15 protein-coding genes are annotated in these 19,190 nt (G+C 56.1%); 10 read left to right on the top strand and 5 right to left on the bottom strand.

The features are described 5' to 3' along the window. Positions 1-10 precede the first annotated feature (10 nt). The 4 genes from ABD735_RS08170 to ABD735_RS08155 all read left to right on the top strand — a co-directional run bounded on the left by ABD735_RS08170 (position 11) and on the right by ABD735_RS08155 (position 4,163). Entirely contained in the window at positions 11-1,177 is a 1,167-nt protein-coding gene (locus ABD735_RS08170) for a tetratricopeptide repeat protein (protein WP_344805187.1), read from the top strand. A gap of 34 nt (positions 1,178-1,211) precedes the next feature. Next, positions 1,212-1,952 carry an orotidine-5'-phosphate decarboxylase gene (gene pyrF, locus ABD735_RS08165; protein WP_344805185.1) on the top strand — a complete coding sequence of 247 codons (741 nt, stop codon included), beginning with the start codon at positions 1,212-1,214 and terminating at the stop codon, positions 1,950-1,952. A gap of 88 nt (positions 1,953-2,040) precedes the next feature. Then, positions 2,041-3,762: a dihydroxy-acid dehydratase gene (ilvD, locus tag ABD735_RS08160; RefSeq protein ID WP_344805183.1), complete on the top strand. Its 1,722-nt coding sequence runs from the start codon at positions 2,041-2,043 to the stop codon at positions 3,760-3,762. Positions 3,763-3,767: 5 nt separating this feature from the next. Further along, a complete protein-coding gene (locus ABD735_RS08155) occupies positions 3,768-4,163 on the top strand; it encodes a DUF423 domain-containing protein (RefSeq protein ID WP_344805181.1) in 396 nt (131 codons plus the stop codon). 22 nt (positions 4,164-4,185) lie between these two features. Here ABD735_RS08155 and ABD735_RS08150 read toward each other — a convergent pair whose 3' ends face one another. The 3 genes from ABD735_RS08150 to bfr (ABD735_RS08140) all read right to left on the bottom strand — a co-directional run bounded on the left by ABD735_RS08150 (position 4,186) and on the right by bfr (ABD735_RS08140) (position 5,469). After that, the gene (locus ABD735_RS08150) at positions 4,186-4,431 is read right to left on the bottom strand and encodes a (2Fe-2S)-binding protein (protein WP_344805180.1); all 246 of its coding nucleotides are present in this window, start codon (positions 4,429-4,431) and stop codon (positions 4,186-4,188) included. A gap of 66 nt (positions 4,432-4,497) precedes the next feature. Further along, positions 4,498-4,977: a bacterioferritin gene (gene bfr / locus ABD735_RS08145; protein WP_344805178.1), complete on the bottom strand. Its 480-nt coding sequence runs from the start codon at positions 4,975-4,977 to the stop codon at positions 4,498-4,500. Between the two features lie 18 nt (positions 4,978-4,995). Continuing rightward, a complete protein-coding gene (gene bfr, locus ABD735_RS08140) occupies positions 4,996-5,469 on the bottom strand; it encodes a bacterioferritin (RefSeq protein ID WP_344805176.1) in 474 nt (157 codons plus the stop codon). 282 nt (positions 5,470-5,751) lie between these two features. On the opposite strand from bfr (ABD735_RS08140), the gene ABD735_RS08135 reads away from it, so the two are divergent. From ABD735_RS08135 to fusA, 6 genes are all read left to right on the top strand, one after another. Continuing rightward, on the top strand, positions 5,752-7,449 hold the full coding sequence (locus ABD735_RS08135) for a glucan biosynthesis protein G (RefSeq protein ID WP_344805174.1): 1,698 nt from the start codon (positions 5,752-5,754) through the stop codon (positions 7,447-7,449). 10 nt (positions 7,450-7,459) lie between these two features. Further along, positions 7,460-7,768, top strand: a complete 309-nt coding sequence (locus tag ABD735_RS08130) for a hypothetical protein (RefSeq protein WP_344805172.1) — start codon at positions 7,460-7,462, stop codon at positions 7,766-7,768. After that, positions 7,761-9,872: a glucans biosynthesis glucosyltransferase MdoH gene (gene mdoH, locus ABD735_RS08125; protein WP_344805170.1), complete on the top strand. Its 2,112-nt coding sequence runs from the start codon at positions 7,761-7,763 to the stop codon at positions 9,870-9,872. The genes ABD735_RS08130 and mdoH overlap by 8 nt, the downstream gene beginning before the upstream one ends. Before the next feature lie 11 nt (positions 9,873-9,883). Next, positions 9,884-10,291, top strand: coding sequence for an ArsC/Spx/MgsR family protein (locus ABD735_RS08120; RefSeq protein ID WP_344805168.1), 408 nt, complete (start codon positions 9,884-9,886; stop codon positions 10,289-10,291). A 110-nt stretch (positions 10,292-10,401) separates the two neighbouring features. Continuing rightward, positions 10,402-11,889, top strand: coding sequence for a malate dehydrogenase (quinone) (mqo, locus tag ABD735_RS08115; protein ID WP_344805166.1), 1,488 nt, complete (start codon positions 10,402-10,404; stop codon positions 11,887-11,889). Between the two features lie 59 nt (positions 11,890-11,948). After that, positions 11,949-14,033, top strand: coding sequence for an elongation factor G (gene fusA, locus ABD735_RS08110; RefSeq protein WP_344805164.1), 2,085 nt, complete (start codon positions 11,949-11,951; stop codon positions 14,031-14,033). A gap of 89 nt (positions 14,034-14,122) precedes the next feature. On the opposite strand, the gene ABD735_RS08105 is transcribed toward fusA, so the two are convergent. Together ABD735_RS08105 and ABD735_RS08100 are read right to left on the bottom strand one after the other, a co-directional pair. Beyond that, on the bottom strand, positions 14,123-15,688 hold the full coding sequence (locus ABD735_RS08105) for a long-chain-fatty-acid--CoA ligase (RefSeq protein ID WP_344805162.1): 1,566 nt from the start codon (positions 15,686-15,688) through the stop codon (positions 14,123-14,125). A gap of 82 nt (positions 15,689-15,770) precedes the next feature. Then, positions 15,771-19,007, bottom strand: coding sequence for a bifunctional diguanylate cyclase/phosphodiesterase (locus ABD735_RS08100; RefSeq protein WP_344805160.1), 3,237 nt, complete (start codon positions 19,005-19,007; stop codon positions 15,771-15,773). Between the last annotated feature and the right edge of the window lie 183 nt (positions 19,008-19,190).

Raw genomic sequence — 19,190 nt, 5'->3', positions numbered from 1 at the left:
CAGTAAGCTTATGGACATGTTTGCGCTCTGGTTGCTCATAGCGGTTGCTGTTGGTCTTGGCTGGGTCATCGGTCACCATCAGCGGCTGGCGTTCAGTGAAGAGCATTCAGGTAGTTCCGACAGCGGAGGCGAGCACCCTCTGGCGCTGAGCTATCTGTTCGAAGCCTTCGATTCGCCTACCGTCGACTCCTTCGTCGAGCAGCTCGAAATCACCGAGCGCAGTGCGCCGCTGTATTTAGCCATTGCCAATTATTATCGCAAGCAGGGCGACCTGGAGCGCTCGACACTGATTCACCAGAAGTTACTGGGTGAGTCCATCATTCAGGACAAGCTGGCCTCTCAGGTAACCTTCGAACTCTCGCAGGACTATATGGCTGCAGGGCTCTACGATCGCGCAGAGTCAGTGCTCACAGGCCTGTTAAAGGATGATGACTGGCATGAGCGGAGCCTGCTTGGGCTGCTGGAAATCTATGAGCGCGAGCGTGACTGGCTGGTAGCCCGTGAAAAGGCGCTGACCCTTGGAAGCCGCAAGAACAAGCGCATCAATCGACGTGCGGCACAATATTGCTGTGAGCTCGCTGAAGCGGAGCTGCGCAGGTCCAAACGGACCAACGCCCGCGATCTCGCCAAGGAAGCGCTGTCCATCGACAAGACCTGTGCGCGCGCCAGTCTGCTGCTGGCCCGCGTCGAGGTCGAGACCAGCAACTATCAGGCGGCGTTGAATGTACTCAAGCAGATTGAACATCAGGATGCGAGCTACGTCGTCGAGTCGCTCGATCTGGCACAGGAGTGCTGCACCCAGCTGGATCAGCGGGAAAAATTTCGCAGGATTCTGGATTATGTCTGGGAGCGTCAACCCAGTTCAAAAGTCCTGATCAAGAGCGCCGAAGTGATCGCGCAGCTCGAGAGCACCCGCGAGGCTACTGAGTATCTGCAAAGCAAGCTGGACGAGTTCCCCAGCCTGGCGGGCCTCAAGGTGCTCATAGAGCTGCTGATCCCTGTAGCTGACCCGGAGCCGAAGCGATGGATCAGGGTGGTCAAGGGCGTCATGGAGAACATCCTCCACCAGGAGCCGACCTACCGCTGCGAGAACTGTGGTTTCGCAGGGCATACGCTGCACTGGCAGTGCCCGAGCTGTCGGCAGTGGGCAGCCGTGAAGCCTTTACTCTGGACCTGAGTAAAATCCCTCAATTCAAAAGGAACACAGCGAGATGAGTCTTGCACCTAGCAGTACCGAACCCCGGATCATCGTGGCGCTCGATACGCCCCATAGGGATCTCGTGACCAGCCTTATTCAACATCTCGACCCTTCGCTGTGTCGGCTGAAGATCGGCAAGGAATTGTTCACCGCCTGCGGCCCGGCCCTGATTGGGCAGCTGCGTCAGCGCGGCTTCGATATCTTCCTCGATCTCAAGTTCCACGATATACCCAATACTTGCGCCGCGGCCGTGCGTGAAGCTGCCCGACTGGGCGTCTGGATGGTAAATGTGCACGCTTCCGGCGGCAGTGAAATGATGCGTGCCAGTCGCGAGGCACTCGCCGAATTCGAGAACCCGCCGCTGCTGATTGCGGTGACGGTGCTCACCAGCTTCAGTGAAGAAGCTTTCGGCGAGCTCGGCTTCGGACCTTCGATCGCAGATGTCACCAAGCGCCTTGCTGGATTGGCCATGGCGGCAGAGCTGGATGGCGTGGTCTGTTCAGTGCACGAAGTCGCCGGCCTGAAGGCCGCCTATGGTGACAGTTGCCTGACCATAACGCCGGGCATCCGGCCCGTGGCAGCGCCAGATCAACCTGTTCAATCAAAGCCGGATGATCAGAAGCGCGTGGCGAGCCCGGAAGAGGCGCGTGCTGCTGGCAGTGACTACCTCGTCATAGGCCGGCCAATCACCCAGGCTCGAGATCCTGGCGCTGTTCTACGCGCCATACATGCCAGTTTGCCCGCTGCCAAGTGAAGTATGCCGCCTTCGCGGCGGCTGAGGCTTGCTTCGATCCGGTCTGGGTTCTAAGCTAGCGGGCTGTTTCAGCCAGAAGACGAGTGCCATGACCAATAAAACCCGCAGCCAGGATAACCCTTCCACCGAAAACCGCCGCCATTCATCGTCGATTGTCGATGGTGTATCGCGCGCTGCCAGCCGCGCCATGTTACGCCCCGTCGGTTTCAGCGAAGATGATTTCAGCAAGCCTGTCGTGGGTATCGCATCGACCTGGAGCATGGTGACGCCCTGCAACATGCACATCAACAAGCTCGCGGATTTCGCTGGCGAAGGTGCTGACATGGCTGGCGGCAAAAGCGTCATCTTCAATACCATCACCATTTCAGACGGTATCTCGATGGGTACCGAGGGTATGAAGTACAGCCTTGTCTCCCGCGAGGTCATTGCAGACTCGATCGAAACCGTCATCGCCTGCCAGGGCTACGATGGTCTGGTGACCATAGGCGGTTGTGACAAGAATATGCCCGGTTGTCTCATGGCCATGGCGAGACTCAACCGGCCATCGGTTTTCGTCTACGGGGGCACGATTTTGCCAGGCGTCCATGACGGCAAAAATATCGATATCGTGTCAGTGTTCGAAGCCGTTGGCGCTTACAGCTCAAACCGTATCGACGCAAAAGAGCTGCATGAGATCGAATCGAAAGCGATTCCCGGTCCAGGCTCCTGCGGCGGCATGTATACCGCCAACTCGATGGCTTCAGCCATCGAGGCGCTGGGAATGAGTCTGCCGAATAGCTCCGCCCAGGCAGCGATTTCCGATGAGAAAGCGGACGATTGTCGCAGGGCCGGCGAAGCCGTGGTGCAGCTGATCAAGAAGCAGATTACGCCGAAGGACATCATGACCAAGGCAGCCTTCGAAAATGCCATCACCGTCAGCATAGCGCTGGGCGGGTCCACCAACGTTGTGCTGCACCTGCTGGCCATGGCGCACTCGATAGGTGTGAAACTGACCCTCAAGGATTTTAGCCGAATCGGCAAGAAGGTCCCTGTTGTGGCAGACCTCCGCCCGAGCGGGGCATATATGATGTCTGATCTCATCGAGATCGGCGGCATTCAACCGCTGATGAAGCGCCTGCTCAAGGCTGGCCTTCTCCATGGCGACTGCCTCACTGTAACGGGTAAAACGCTGGCGGAGAACCTGAAAAACGTCAAGGATTATCCAAAAGGTCAAAAGATCATCTATAGCCTCGACAAGCCGATCAAGAAAGACAGCCATCTGGTGATGCTCGAAGGCTCGCTTGCTCCAGAAGGCGCGGTGGCCAAGATTTCAGGGAAGGAAGGACTCCGGTTTTCCGGCAAGGCAAGAGTATTCGATTCGGGCGAAAAGGCACTCAAGGGCATTCTCGATGGCAAGGTGAAGAAGGGAGAGGTGATCGTCATTCGCTATGAAGGCCCGAAGGGTGGGCCAGGCATGCAGGAAATGCTGAGTCATACCGGTGCCATCATGGGGCAGGGACTTGGCAATGACGTTGCGCTGATCACCGATGGCCGCTTTTCCGGCGGAACACATGGCTTCGTCGTGGGTCATATTTCGCCTGAAGCCTGTGTCGGTGGCCCAATTGCCCTGGTGAAGAATGGCGATACCATCACCATCGATGCTGAATCCCACACGCTCAATATGGATGTCAGTGAGACCGAACTCGAAGCCCGCAGGCAGGCCTGGCGCAAGCCCAAGCCTAAGTACACCCGTGGCGTGCTGGCCAAGTTTGCTCATACAGTGTCGTCGGCGTCCGAAGGGGCTATTACCGACAAGGATCTGGAGCTCTGAAGCCCATGCTTTTACTGATACTGGCAGCTGTGCTCGGCTGCACGGCGATCGCGATGGGAGCTTATGCCGAACATGGTCTGAAAGTCCGGATTGACGACGAGGCCTTTCGCTCCGTGATGACAGCGGTGCGCTACCATCAGGTGCATGCTGTGACGCTGCTGGCATTGGCTCTGGCCATGCTCACGCCACTGAATCCGATGCTGGTGTTCAGGCTGGGGCTTTCAGGTGGGCTGTTCGTGCTGGGAACCCTGATGTTTTCAGGCAGTATCTATGCTGCCTTCATCATGGACGCGAAGTCGGTATTGAAGATAACGCCGGCTGGCGGTATGTGCCTGATGGTGGCGTGGTTGAGTCTGATCTGGGCAGCGCTGGCAGCGGGGCCGTCATCCGTAGCAGAATAGGCGGAGTCTCGTCGAGCGCCTCTCAGGCGCTCATTTGGAGATTGTTTTCATACGCAGGCAACTGCGCCGGTTCCTGGCTCATGAGGTCGTAAGCGAGATCGAGGTTGTTGATCGACTGTTGCATGATGTCCTGGGCCATTTCGACACAGGTGGCGCAGGTTTTGCCGAGTTGAAAGGTCTCGACAATATCCTTCATTCGCCTGGTGCCATCCCGGACGGCAGCTTCAATCATTCTATCGGTCACACCAGCACAAACACACACGTACATAACTGATCTCCTCAAGCTATGTACGTAATGTAGTGATAATGAGAATTGTTGTCAATTAGCTTCGTGTTAAGCCTGTGCAGCCATCTGTGACTGCATGTAATTTTCCACACCTATCAACTTGATCAGGCTTAACTGACGCTCAAGAAAGTACGCGTGATCCATTTCCGTATCCTCCAGCAGAACGCCCAGCATTCTTCGAGTCCCGAAATCCTGTTCACGCTCGCAAAGCGCCATGGTCTCTCGAAGCATGTCGGCAACCTTGTATTCAACCGTAAGGTCGTTATGCAGCATTTCTTCGACCGTACTGCCCACGAGGAGGGTATCGCGAGTCTCCAGGTCCGGCTGTCCTTCGAGAAAGAGGATGCGCTGAATGAGCTCGGTCGCGTGCAATTTCTCGTGGGCGGATTCGTGGGTGCTATGCTCGTGCAGCTTGTTCAGCCCCATGTCCAGATACAGCTCGGCATGTATGAAGTACTGATCAATGGCGCTGAGTTCGTTGGCCAGAAGCCTGTTAAGCGCAGAAATGATGTTGACGTTACCTTTCATGACGAAGTGTCCTTGTTATCAGTCTGAAGACATCTGTGATTGCAGATAGCGCTCGATGCCGATGGTGCTGACCAGCGATAGCTGCGTTTCAATCCAGTCGATGTGTTCCTCTTCGTAGTGCAGAATGCCTTCAAGCAGGTCGCGGCTGACGAAGTCTCTACTGACTTCGCAGAGACTGATGCCATCGCGAAGCAAGGGCAGCTGGGCCACAGCAAAGCCGAGATCTGCCCGCAGCATTTCCTCAGGGTGTTCGCCTATGCTGAGCTTGCCGAGCTTCTGCAGGTTAGGCAGCCCTTGCAGGAAGAGTATACGTTCGATCAGCCGATCGGCCTGTTTCATGTCTTCGATCGATTTGCTATAACTTTTGCCGTTCAGGGCCTCGAGACCTAGATGGCGGAACATCCTGGCGTGGAGGAAGTACTGATTGATGGACGTGAGTTCGTAAGTCAGAATGCCGTTGAGGCTCTGGATCAGTTTCTGGTCGCCTTGCATTGCTGGTTCTCTCCTGTCGAATTCTTGTTAGCCAGGCAGCTGTCCCGCTCTGGATTTCGTACTCCCTTTCCCGCCAGTGTAAGCGTTCACAGCACCGCCTGACCATAGTGTTCGACTCGGCACCGCGCGGATCGCCGAGGCGGACTTCCGCTGGCATGCTTGTAGCATATAAACTGTGTGCTCCAGCAATCTGTGGAGAGGGCGAGATCGTAATACTGGCAACTGAACCAAATTCGATAGTTCAGACGGAAGAAGAATCAAGCCATCCTAAAAGGACTCAAGATGCACCAGGGTTTGTTGAAGAAAGCAGTACTGCCCCTCATGAGTTCGGCCGCCATCGGGCTGGCCGTTTACAGCAGCATCCACTATCTCCCGAGCGTAGTCGCAGCAGAGAAGTCCGAGAAGGCGAGTGTGGTCTCAGATCAGGCTTCACCAGCTCAGCGCCTGCCTGTCGCAGCTGATGGCAATGGCCGAAGTGAAGGACGTGCAAGCTACGCGGCTGATCCACTGTTCGCAAAAGTGATCGGCAAGGCTGAAAAGGCTGCGAAAGCTTCTTACAAGGCGCCTGAGGAGATTCCTGAATTCATGCAGGATCTCGGCTATCAGGATTATCAGAATATCCGATTCAACCCTGAAAAAAGTCTGTGGAAGGATCGGTCGCTGCCTTTTCAAGTGATGTTTATTCCACCGGGCCTGTTCTACCAGCATAGCGTCAAGATCAACATCGTTGAAAACGGTGAACAAAAGCCGCTGTCCTTTCAGCGCGAATGGTTCAACTTCAGCGATCCGGAGCTTGAAAGGAAGGTGCCTCACGATCTCGGCTATGCCGGCTTCAAGCTGACGCATCCAATCAATAAGGCCGACCTGCAGGATCAGTTCATGGTATTCGCCGGTGCCAGCTATTTTCGGGCTGTGGCTACAGGGAATGCCTGGGGGATATCGGCGCGGGGAATCGCTGTCAACACAGGGCTACCGCGAGGCGAAGAGTTCCCATCATTTACAGAGTTCTGGATGGAGCCGCCTGCCGCCGATGCCGAGTCGATGACGGTGTATGCACTGCTCGATGGACCGAGCATCGCTGGCGCCTACAAGTTTGTGATTACGCCTGGGGAACGAACAATCATTCGGGTGCAGAATGTACTGTTCCCGCGCACCGATATCGAGCTCCTGGGCGTCGCGCCGCTGACAAGCATGTATTTCTATGGCGAGAACATGACTCGGCCTACTGGTGAGTGGAGACCCGAAGTTCATGATTCTGACGGTCTGCTGATTCAGGACAGGTTGAGCGGTGAATGGCTCTGGCGCCCCCTGCTGAACCCGGTGGGGCTGGAGATGGACTATTTTGCCACCGACAATGTCGGCGCATTCGGGCTGATTCAGCGTGCAGACGATTTCGATGAGTTCCGTGACATGGAGGCGCATTATGAAAAGCGTCCTAGCATGATGGTGCGACCCGTGGAGGGCTGGGGCAAGGGGTCGATTGTCCTGACGCAACTGCCTACCAGTAATGAGACGAATGATAATATCGTGGCGTTCTGGAAACCCGGCCAGGCGGTCAAGGCAGGCTCTGAATTCAGCTTTTCCTACGACGTCATCGTCGGTTTTGATGATATCGAGGACGTCAATACCGGACAGGCCCGCCATACTTTCGTGGGTGACGGCAATCGTATTGGTGGTGGCGACAGTGAAGGGGCTTATCGATTCATTGTAGACTTCGAAGGCGGGTCGCTCTCGGAACTTCCTTCAGATGCCAAGGTATTGAGTCAGGTGTCCGGGTTTGGTGGCACCGAAGTGATCGAACATTATGTGCAGTACAACCAGGCGACTCAGCAGTGGCGCTTGTCGATACTGGCGAAGCCCGCAGTCAATCAGGCGCTCAACCTGCGAGCCTATCTGAAGCGTGAAGCTGACGGCGCTGCACTGACCGAGACCTGGACTTATCGCCTGCCGTGGAATAACACTATCCTCGGCAAGCAGTGAGCCTTGCGCAGTGAACGCCAATCAGGATGTGACCGGCGCCGCCAGTGACGAGCGCCGGGGGCACCACCCTGTGTCCCTCGAAATCAGTGAGTATGCGCTGAGTGTCGCGATTTCCTATCTCAAATCGCGTCGGGTTGATTTCAATCTCGAGCTGAGACAGCAGGTGCTCGGCATCGTGGCGCGGTCGCTCGAAGCGGCCTCCAGTGCCGAAATGATGGCGCTGCTCATCGATGAGCTCGACAGCCGGTTCAGTCATCAGCTGCCGCCCGCAGCAGAGCCCACGCCCCCCTTGAATCGCGGCAGCATTGGTTATGACTGATTCTGCCAAGGCCTCTCACGAACGACGCTGGACAATAGTCGTGGCGCTGCGACGTCTCGTGCTGACGTCATTAGTGGTTATTCAGACAGTTTTTGCAGCTGTGCTCTTGAAAAATCTCCTCCCATATCGCGGTGACGATGGCCTGGAAATCGCTATCATTGTCGTCTTCGCCATTCTGTTCTGTTGGATATCCATAGGGTTCTGGTTGGGCGTCTTTGGTTTTCTTCTGAGACTGCGCGGTGGCGATCCGCATTCGCTCATGGGATCCTCGACTGAAGGGCAGCGCTCGCAGGCCGCCTTTGCCAAAACGGCCGTGCTGATGCCCATCTACAATGAACCGGTGGATCGCTCGCTCGGTGGCCTCGCTGCCGTCTACAAGTCTATCGAGTCTACGGGAGCACTCGAATATTTCGACTTCTATATCCTTTCCGATAGCCGAGATCCAGAGGTCTGGCTTGCGGAGCAGGCGGCCTGGTACGACCTCACCCAGTCGCTGAATGCTGGCGGCAAGCTGTTCTACAGACGCAGGCCGCTGAACCAGAACTACAAGAGTGGCAACGTCGCCGATTTCTTCAGACGCTGGGGCAAGAATTATCGCTATGCCGTCGTGCTCGACGCCGATTCACTCATGGCCGGAGAAACTTTGACGAAAATGGTGCAGCTCATGCAGCTGAATCCCAGAGTCGGCATTCTGCAGACTGCGCCTTCACTGATTAACGCGCGAAGCGTTTTTGCCAGGGCGCAGCAGTTTGCCAATCGCCTGTACGGGCCGATCTTTACCAGCGGCCTGGCGGGTTTGCAGCTTGGCGAGGCTGTATTCTGGGGGCATAACGCCATTATTCGCGTCGATGCCTTCATGCAGCATTGTGGTCTGAAAAAGCTGCGTGGCTTTGGCCTGTTCAAGGGGCCGATTACCAGTCACGACTTTGTCGAGGCCGCCTATATGGGGCGCGCAGGGTATGAGGTCTGGCTTGAGCCAGAACTGACCCACTCCTATGAGGAGTCACCCCCATCGCTGGTCGACGAGCTGACGCGGGATAAGCGCTGGGCGAAAGGCAACCTGCAGCATATCTGGATCATGCTCGGCGCGCGACGCTTGAAACTCGCCCATCGGCTCGCCTTCCTCAACGGCATCATGTCGTATGTCACGTCTCCAATCTGGTTCAGCTTCCTGGTCCTGACCACGATCGCTGCCGCGAGACTCTATCTGTTGCCAATTGATTATTTTCCAGACGCTTACAGCCCTTATCCGCTCTGGCCCCGTTGGGAGCCGGACCAGGCAGTATGGCTGCTGGCACTGATTGCCGGTCTGCTGTTCGCACCAAAGCTGCTGGCCTTGCTCGACGCCATACTGCAGGGAGAGGTCAAACGTTTCGGTGGTCTGCGTTCCGCTTTCAAGAGTGTGCTTGGCGAGATCATTCTCAGCGTTCTGCTGGCACCTGTGCGGATGCTGAGCCACACCCGTTCGGTCATCGAGGGTCTGTTCAACCTCAAGCTTTCGTGGGCCGGTCAGAACCGCTCGGATGAGCTTCGCTGGCGCGATGCGATCGTGCATCAGGCACCGGGTTCATTGCTGGCCATCGCCTGGGCCGCCTTTGCCTACTGGCTGGACACCGCCTTTTTCTGGTGGTCGCTGCCAGTCGCAATTCCATTGATACTGGCTGCACCGACCTCGGTACTCAGTAGCCAGGTCAGGCTTGGTGGTATTCTGCACCGGCATGGCTTCTTCCACACCCCCGAGGAAGCCGACAGGGAGGAATTGGAGCGAATTCTGCCCAAGGTCACACCGTCCAAGCTGCGGCCGGTGAGGGGTGGTCGGTTCGTTCAGGCGGTCATCGACCCGGAAATCAATCACGTTCATCGTCTGTTGGGGCATCATCATCGCGGTGGCATCAAGGCGACGGTGCTGGCTACGCTTCGACGCCGCTGCCTGTTGCACGGGGCTGGCGCAATGACTCGGAGTGAAGTGACCTCACTGCTGCAGGATCGGGAGTCGATGTTGTGGTTGCATGAGCAGGTGTGGCGATCCTCGCCGGACAGCGCCTGGTCGCCATACCTGGTGCACCGAAGCGATGCACGCGGTACCCTGAGCGCCTCTCAGTAAAGGATAGATCAATGGCATCATCAGCACGGGGCCCGATCATCATGGGCATACCCAACTGCGACAGTGTAAAAAAGGCCCGACGCTGGTTGGAGGGTCGATCTGTAGACTATGATTTCCGCGATGTTCGACAGCAGCCATTGTCCAGCGCCGAGCTGGCATCGCTCATCGACCAGATCGGTGCCGCCGCCTTCGTCAATCGGGGAAGCAGCAGCTGGCGAGCGCTGGATGAAGCGGCTCGGGGTGTAGTCGAGACCGCCATCGCCAGTCCGGAGGATTCCGCTGCGCAGACTGCGCTGGTAGCCCTGATGGCAGAGCACCAGACGATGATCAAGCGGCCTGTGCTGGTTCAGAAGGGCAGGGCGAGCACGGGTTTTTCACCCCCAGGGTGGGAGAAGATGTTCGAAGCGCGGTCTGAGTGAAAGTTCACCTCATCTAGACGATTTTTGTGTGATAGGATACGCGCCATCAAAACTGGGCCCGGTCAACCAGACCATGGCTACAAGACTGTTTTATCGGAGGCAGTGACTGAATGACGGCAAATACGGTTGATGTATTGCTGATTGGGGCAGGTGTCATGAGCACCACGATGGGCATGATGCTCAAATTGCTCGATCCCAATCTGAAAATAACCATGGTGGAGCGTCTCGATCATGTCGCTCATGAAAGTACTGATGGCTGGAACAACGCCGGTACCGGTCACGCCGCCTATTGCGAGCTGAATTACACGCCACAGGCGAGAGATGGCTCGATTGATATCAAGAAGGCCGTCAACATCAATGCCGCCTTCGAGGTCTCCCAGCAGTTCTGGTCCTACATGGTGAAGCAGGACATCCTGCCGCGTCCGAGCTCCTTCATTAACCGTGCGCCACACCTGAGCTTTGTCTGGGGCGACAAGGACGTAGCATTTTTGCGCAAGCGTTACGAGATCATGAGCGGACATCATCTGTTCGCGGACATGGAATATTCGGATGACCCGAGAACGCTTCGCGAGTGGATGCCGCTGGTAATGAATAACCGTGATCCCATGCAGCGCGTCGCGGCGACCCGAGTGCCCTATGGCGCAGATGTCGATTTCGGTTCACTGACGCGTGGCATGGCGAAGCACCTCAAGGCGCATGATAATTTCTCGCTGCTGCTGAGCCACTCGGTCAAGGACATCACCCGCAGGAAAGATCACTGGGCGGTCATGGTCGACGATCATCGCAAGAACATGGCGCGTGAGATTCGAGCCAAGTTCGTATTCATCGGCGCTGGAGGCGGCGCATTGCCGCTGTTGCAGAAATCGGATATCACCGAAGCCGAAGGCTATGGCGGCTTCCCAGTCAGCGGACAGTGGCTGGTCTGTACCAAGCCAGAGATCGTGAAGCAGCACTACGCCAAGGTCTACGGCAAGGCAGCTGTCGGAGCGCCACCGATGTCTGTGCCGCATCTCGACACCCGTATTATCGATGGCAAGTCAGCACTGCTCTTCGGACCATTTGCAGGCTTCACCATGCGATTTACAAAGGAAAAAGGCTCGATATTCGACCTCTTCTCCTCGATGAAGCGGGACAACATCAAGGCGATGATGCACGCTGGCATGGATAATTTTGATCTCACCCGCTATCTGGTGGGTGAAGTCTTCCAATCGCAGAAGTCCCGTGTCAACACCCTGCGAAACTTCTTTCCAGAGGCCCGCGACGATGACTGGCACCTGGCAGAGGCCGGGCAGCGGGTGCAGATTATCAAGAAAGATCCGGTAGACGGTGGCAAACTCGAGTTTGGAACTGAAGTTGTGGCATCAGCAGATGGTTCGCTGGCCGCATTGTTGGGCGCATCGCCTGGCGCGTCCATCGCAACTCAGACTATCATAGATGTTCTCGAACGCTGCTTTCCAAAGCGGATGGCGACTGAAGCCTGGCAAAACAGGCTCAGGGAAATTATCCCGTCCTTCGGAGGATCGCTGGTCGATGATCCGGAGCTATTGAAACGAATTCGGCCGGCCAGCCTGAAGACATTGGAACTTGACCCAGTCTAGTTTACAATACCGGCCCTCGAAAACGTCCTCGTCCAAATACTATACAGAAGAGCACGCTAATGGTTGATCTATCCAAGTACAGAAACATCGGCATCTTTGCACACGTCGATGCAGGCAAAACGACTACCACTGAACGAATTCTCAAGCTCACTGGTCGTATTCACAAGACGGGCGAGGTGCACGACGGCGCAGCGACGACTGACTTCATGGAGCAGGAGCAGGAGCGTGGTATTACGATCCAGTCTGCTGCAACGACCTGTTACTGGGATGGTCACCGGCTGAACGTGATCGATACACCTGGTCACGTCGACTTCACGGTAGAGGTTTATCGCTCGCTGAAAGTTCTCGATGGCGGTATCGGTGTCTTCTGTGGTTCTGGCGGTGTTGAGCCACAGTCAGAAACCAACTGGCGCTATGCGAACGAGTCTGAAGTGGCTCGCGTTATCTTCGTCAATAAGCTCGACCGTCTCGGAGCCGATTTTTTCCGCGTCGTCAAGCAGATCGAAGAGGTTCTCGGTGCCCGTCCGCTGCCGATTACCCTGCCAATCGGCCGTGAGGAAAACTTTGTAGGCGTTGTCAATCTTCTGGATATGAAGGCGTATGTCTGGGATAACACCGGCATGCCAGAGAATTTCGAGATTACAGACATTCCTGAAGACATGAAGGCTCAAGCTGCCGAATGGCGTGAAAAGCTCGTTGAAACTGCTGTTGAGCAGGACGATGCGCTGATGGAAAGCTATCTCGACGGTACAGAGCCAACCGAAGACGAACTCAAGCGCTGTATTCGCAAGGGTACTATCAAGCTGGACTTCTTCCCGACATTCTGTGGTTCCGCTTTCAAGAACAAGGGCATGCAGCTGGTTCTTGACGGTGTTATCGACTTCCTGCCAAGCCCGACCGAAGTCGAGCCGCAGCCAGAAGTGGATGAGCTTGGTGAAGAGACTGGCAAGTTCGCCATCGTTGATGCTGACAAACCACTTCGCGCATTGGCGTTCAAGATCATGGATGACCGCTTCGGCGCCCTGACCTTCGTTCGTATCTACTCTGGCAAGATCAACAAAGGCGATACGATCATGAATGCCTTTACAGGCAAGACTGAGCGCGTTGGGCGTATGGTTGAAATGCATGCCAATACCCGTGAAGAGATCGATTCAGCACAGGCTGGCGACATCATCGCGATCGTTGGTATGAAGAACGTGCAGACCGGTCACACCCTGTGCGACCCGAAGAATCCTGCCACGCTCGAGCCAATGGTGTTCCCGGAGCCGGTTATCTCTATCGCTGTTGCACCGAAGGACAAGGGCGGTTCAGAGAAGATGGGTATTGCCATCGGCAAGATGGTCGCAGAAGATCCGACCTTCCAGGTCGAGACTGACGAAGACAGCGGCGAAACCATCCTCAAGGGCATGGGCGAGCTTCACCTGGATATCAAGGTCGACATCCTCAAGCGGACCTACGGTGTAGAGCTTGTCGTTGGTAAGCCTCAGGTGGCCTACCGTGAAACGATCAACAAGCGTACCGAAGACAGCTACACGCACAAGAAGCAGTCTGGTGGTTCAGGCCAGTTCGGTAAGATCGACTACATCATCGAGCCGGGCGAGCAGAACACAGGCTATGTGTTTGAGTCCAAGGTTGTGGGCGGTAACGTTCCGAAGGAATTCATCCCTGCGGTCGAGAAAGGCTTCAAGATGATGATGGGCGAAGGTCCTCTGGCCGGCTATCCGGTCCTGGACGTCAAGGTCATCCTGCTTGACGGTGCGTACCACGCGGTTGACTCCTCAGCGCTGGCGTTTGAAATTGCTGCCAAGGCAGCCTTCCGTCAGACCATGCCGAAGGCTGGCCCACAACTGCTGGAGCCAATCATGAAGGTTGACGTGTTCACGCCAGAAGATCACGTCGGTGACGTCATCGGTGACCTGAACAGACGTCGTGGCATGATCAAGGCGCAGGAGCCAGGTGCCACTGGTGTGCGTATCAAGTCTGAGGTGCCTTTGAGCGAGATGTTCGGTTATATCGGACACCTGCGCACAATGACCTCTGGCCGTGGTCAGTTCTCAATGGAATTCGCGCATTATCTGCCATGCCCGAACAACGTTGCAGAGCAGGTCATTGCTGAAGCCAAGGAGCGGAAGGCAAACGCCTAAGCGCCACCGACTGTTCGCCGTGGAGAGTACTCCCGGCGTTCAGGACAAAAAAACCGCCAGCTGGCGGTTTTTTCATGCCTGCAATTTCATCAGCTCTCGAGTTCGGCAAGTAGTTTCCGCTTTAGAATTTTACCCGTGGCGGTCATTGGCAGGGTGTCACGAATATCGAACTGGCGAGGGTACTTGTGGCCTGCCATATGCGCCTTCGACCAGGCGACCAGCTCTTCGGTCGATGCGGTCTGGCCGTCCTTGAGAATCACACAGGCTTTCACCTCTTCACCATACTGGGTGTCAGGTACGCCGATGACGGCAGCCAGTGAGATGGCAGGATGTGTTAACAGGACCTCTTCAATTTCTCTTGGATAAACGTTATAGCCTCCGCGGATGATCATGTCCTTCAAGCGGTCGACGATGAAGATATAGCCCTCCTCATCGATATAGCCAACGTCCCCGGTATGAAACCAGCCATTTTTCAGAGCCTTCGCTGTGGCGTCTGGCTTGTTCAGATACCCCTTCATGACATTGTGGCCACGAATGCAGATTTCACCGTGCTCATTCACTGGCATGGCCTCGTTAGCGTCATTGAGTATCTTCACCTCCACGCCCCAGATAGGCAGGCCAACGGAGCCGGGCTTGCGAGGATGGCTGAGGAGGTTGAAGCAGGCTACCGGCGAAGTCTCCGACAGGCCGTAGCCCTCAAGTATCGGTACATCGAATTTCTCCTCAAAGCCCTTGAGCACTTCGAGCGGCAGGGATGAACCACCACTGCCGCAGAGTCTGAGGTGCCCGCGAATCTTCTCGACCTGCTCAGGCGTGATGTCGACGCCGTTGAGCAGTGCCCAGTACATGGTCGGTACTCCGCAGAAGACCGTGATCTTCTCGGCAATCATGAGATCGACTACAGCCTTTGGATCGAAGCGCGGAACAAGTACCATCGTGTTGCCGTTCAGCAGGCTGCCACACATCTGCACGGTCTGACCGAAGGTATGGAACAGGGGTAGGGTGATCAGCTGTCTGTCGTCCGCTACGGCTTCACTCAGACGACCGAACATGATGGCATTCAGCAGGATATTGGCATGGGTGAGCTCGGCACCCTTGGGTTTGCCGGTCGTGCCTGAGGTGTACAGGATGACCACCGTATCGGTGGCCTCGCTATCGACATGCGGCAGCTCATTCGATGCCTCCATCAAGCTGGTATGACTGGCAATGCCATCAGAGCCAATGGCATCGCTGACAAGTGTCTGGCCGCTTTCGATCAGCCAAAGGTGTTTGCAGTCCTGAGCCTTCCTGAAAGCATCAACCGCGGTGCGGCCGATAGGCACATCCTCACTGCCTTCGAAGGCGATATAGGCTTTGGCAGCACTGTCTTCGAGATGATAGGCCACTTCATCTGCATTGAGCAGAATATTGAGCGGGACAACGGTGCAGCCGGCTTTGATGATGGCAAAATAGGCCAGGGGAAACCAGGGTACGTTTGGACAGCTCAGGGCCACCCGATCACCAGGGCGAAGGCCTGCGGCAATAAGACCGTTGGCCAATTGATGGCATCTGGACTGGAGTTCCCTGAAAGTGAGGCGGGTATCGCCACAGACGATGGCGGTCTTGTCAGGAAAACTCCGTGCAGCTTCGTCGATGAGCACGGACAGTGAGAGCATTGGTCACCTCGGTTTTGTTGTTGTAAACACTTGAGATGACTATACGGGATTTCTGATTGAACAAGCCAGTGAGCACGAGTCGCTAGATCTCGTCCGGGCCTGGCTCACCCATTTGATAGCCCTGCAGGAAATCGACGCCCAGTTCTCGCAGGCGTGTCTCGATGGCCTTGTCACTAACGGCGCCAGCAATGGTCTTGAGGCCCATGGTATGGCCCACATCGTTGACAAAGCGCACGCTTTGCTCGTCCAGCGGACTCCTGAGCATCTTCTCGATGAACCAGCTGTCGATTTTCAGGAAGTCCACGCCGAGCTGCTGCAGGTTGGCGAACTCGCTGATGCTCATGCCGAAATGCTGCAGGGTAATCTGGAGACCAAAGCTTTTCATTCGCTGGATGAACTGACGGCTGGTATCAGGGTTTTGCAGGACCGTATTTTCAGCGAGCTCGAAACACAGGGCGCTTGAATCCACACCGCGTTCCGCCACGAGTGCAATGACGCGATCTGCGAAATTCGCTTCGCCCAGGCTCTGGGCGGAGAGATTGATAGCATAGATTTCGCCATTGCGCTGCTCAGGATCCTGCTGCTGAAGCTTTGACACTACGGTCTCGATAACCCAGTAATCTATTGCTGAAATGAGACCGAAGCGCTCAGCAGCGGGCAGAAATGCTGCCGGAGAAATCAGCTCGCTTTCATCGTTCAGTCTGATCAGTACTTCGCGAAGCCGAATCCCGGAAGAAGCCGCGTCAACAGCCACGATAGGCTGATAGAGCAGGGTGAAGCGGTCATGTCGCAAGGCCAGTTGCAGGCGCTGCTTCCAGTTGGTGTTGACCTGGAGCTGCTCACCCTCCCTGTCGCCCCCCTCATAGACGACAACCTGGCTCCGGCCATTGGACTTGGCCTTGTAGGCGGCTTCGTCAGCCGCCGTCATGATCTGCTTGGCGTTGCCGTTTTTCCGGTCAATCGGCACGAGACCGACACTGGTGCCGAAGCGGAAGCTCTGACCCTGGCTGAAATAGCGGAAATCACTGGCGGCCTGCACAATGCCCTGGGCCACCTGAAGCGCGTCCTTGACCTGGCAATGCTCCAGGATGACGGTGAACTCGTCGCCGCCAAGTCTGGCAAGTGTGTCGCGATCCCGAATCTGCTGGCTGAACAGCCGGGACAACTGAATGAGCACCTCGTCGCCTGCTGCATGGCCGCAGCTGTCATTGACGATCTTGAAATGGTCGAGGTCGATGAAAAGCAGGGCGCTTTGGACGTTGTGTTCCTGGGCGTCGGCGATAGTCCGCTCGAGCCGTTCGTTGAAGCCCTGCCGGTTGATAAGCCCGGTCAACTCGTCGTGATAGGCCTTGCGTTCCAGATCGGCCTGGATGGCTTTGCGGCGGCTGATGTCTCTCATATTACCGGCAAAGAATTCGACACTGCCATCCGGGCTGTAATGGGCTTCTAGCACGAGAGCGACCGGTACTTCACGGCCCCCCTGTATCAATATGGAGATGTCACCTCGCCAGCCGCCATGAGCTGTGGCGTAGGGAAAGGCTTCGGAGTTGAGCACGCTCACCGCCCAGGGCGGGGTGAAATCATAGATATTGAAATCCATGTCCGGTAAGGCGTCGGAGGCAAAGACATCAGCGGTGAAGGCGTCGATGGTCGCCGGTGTGATCAGTGCTCGGCCCCGGTAGTTCAGGTAGCTGATATAGCCGGTCTCATCACAGAAAAAGATGATGTCCGAAGTGCTTTCCATGGCGGCAATCAACTGACGTTTGGCCACGAGTGCGGCCTGACGCGCCGTGACATCTCGACCAGCCACGTAGATCTGATTGTGCTCCGGCACGGCGATAAAGGCCCATTCGAGAATGAGTTCACTGCCATTGGGTCCGTGCGTGCGGAACTCCTCGGTCAGCGGTGTGTCCTGCTTGTCGCGCAGTTTGTCCAGAAGGGTGCTGAGAGATTCATGCTCAGTTGAATGCAGCACATTGGAAAACGGCTTATTCAGCAGCGCAACCGGATCGCAGCCAAAAATAAGTCGGGTCGCCGCGTTGATTCTGAGAAACAGACCAGAGCTATCGAGAATGCAGAGCACGTCAGGCGCCAGATTGAAGAAGCGGTTCAGTTCCTTCTCGGCCTGTGCCTGCCTGATCAGCGCAGACTGCAGTGAAGCATTGACGATAGCCAGGGTGGTGGCACGCTGGCGCAATGCGAACCAGTAAGCCAGGATAATGGCCACGAGCGCAGAAATGAACAGGCCACCGACGAGGATAAACCTCGGTCGTGTGATCACTACCGACGACTCGAACGAAGGCAGGGATGAAAACTTCAGGGTCCAATTGTTTCGGGCAAAACGGAAGCGCGATGCATGGACGTAGCTAGGCTCCTCAGTCACAGCCTCCGGCAACCCGGTCTGTGCGGCGTCCTGAGCGATATCATCGCCAGGGGTAGAGTCGAGACTGTCGAAGATCAGCTTGCCCTGATCGCTTTGGCCATCAAAAATCTGCAGGCGCAGCAGGCGAAAATTGTCTTCACCCATGATGCCCCAGATGAGATCGTTCATTCGAAAAGGACTGAACACAAAGCCGCGGAGCTGATTCTTGCGCATTGGCTTGGTGAAACCAGCGCCGTCGAAGGCTCTGCCTTCAGTGTCGGAATAGACCGGCGCATAGACAAGAAAGCCCAACTGAGTATCGACCATGGTCTCCTGGACCAGCGTCACTGTGTCAGACATGATGGGGCGGCCCAGCTCGCGGGCGCGGTTCATTGCCCGGCGCCGCGTGGTTTCGGCGTACATGTCGTAGCCTATGGCCCGCGTATTGCGAAGGTTAGACGGTTCCAGGAGCATGATTGGCGCTGAAAAGGGCTGGTCAGTCTCCGGCCAGATAACGAAATCATCGTCGCCAGCGTTGCGTTGATTGCGCTCGAAGCGCCCCCGTTCATCGGTCGGTATGTAGGGGGCATATCCGAGGCCTTGAGCGCCGGGATAATTTTTCTCCAGTCGTGCTGTTTCAACGTAGCGACGCCAGTCATCGACGCTGATGTAAGCGTCGGCAGCAAAAAGGCCCACTCCGCCCAAAAGTAGCTTTTCGTAGGACATCATGCCCTTTTCGATCAGTACCGTGCGCAGTTCGACCCGGCGCTGAAATTGCAGCTCGGCATACTGCTCGGCGTCTCCCTTCTCCTGGAAGTACAGCAGCCCCGTCAGCGTCGCACATAGCAAAAAGGCAATGACAACGATCGCGCTGGTAGCGATCTTCCCGCTTTGTCGCAGGTGTGTGGCCGGACGGCGCCGGTGACCGCTGGGATCTGGTAGAGTGGACATCGCCATTGGACTGCTCAAGCTGACTATAGGGACGGTAGCTGCCGTAAAATATCATGAGTTCCGCGTAAGTATCTCTTTAGGCTGGCCCCTCACTTATATTGAACTACTATAGTCGGCCTTGCACAGATGTGTATGACTAAGTCGAAGTAAGTCCGGTGAAAGCTGGTGCTTTATCGTCAGCAGATCTCA

This window comes from Allohahella marinimesophila (genome assembly GCF_039538005.1).
Taxonomy (GTDB): Bacteria; Pseudomonadota; Gammaproteobacteria; order Pseudomonadales; family Oleiphilaceae; genus Allohahella; species Allohahella marinimesophila.
The sequence above is the reverse complement of the archived record's forward strand: the minus strand, read 5'-3'. Positions and strand labels throughout refer to the sequence as shown.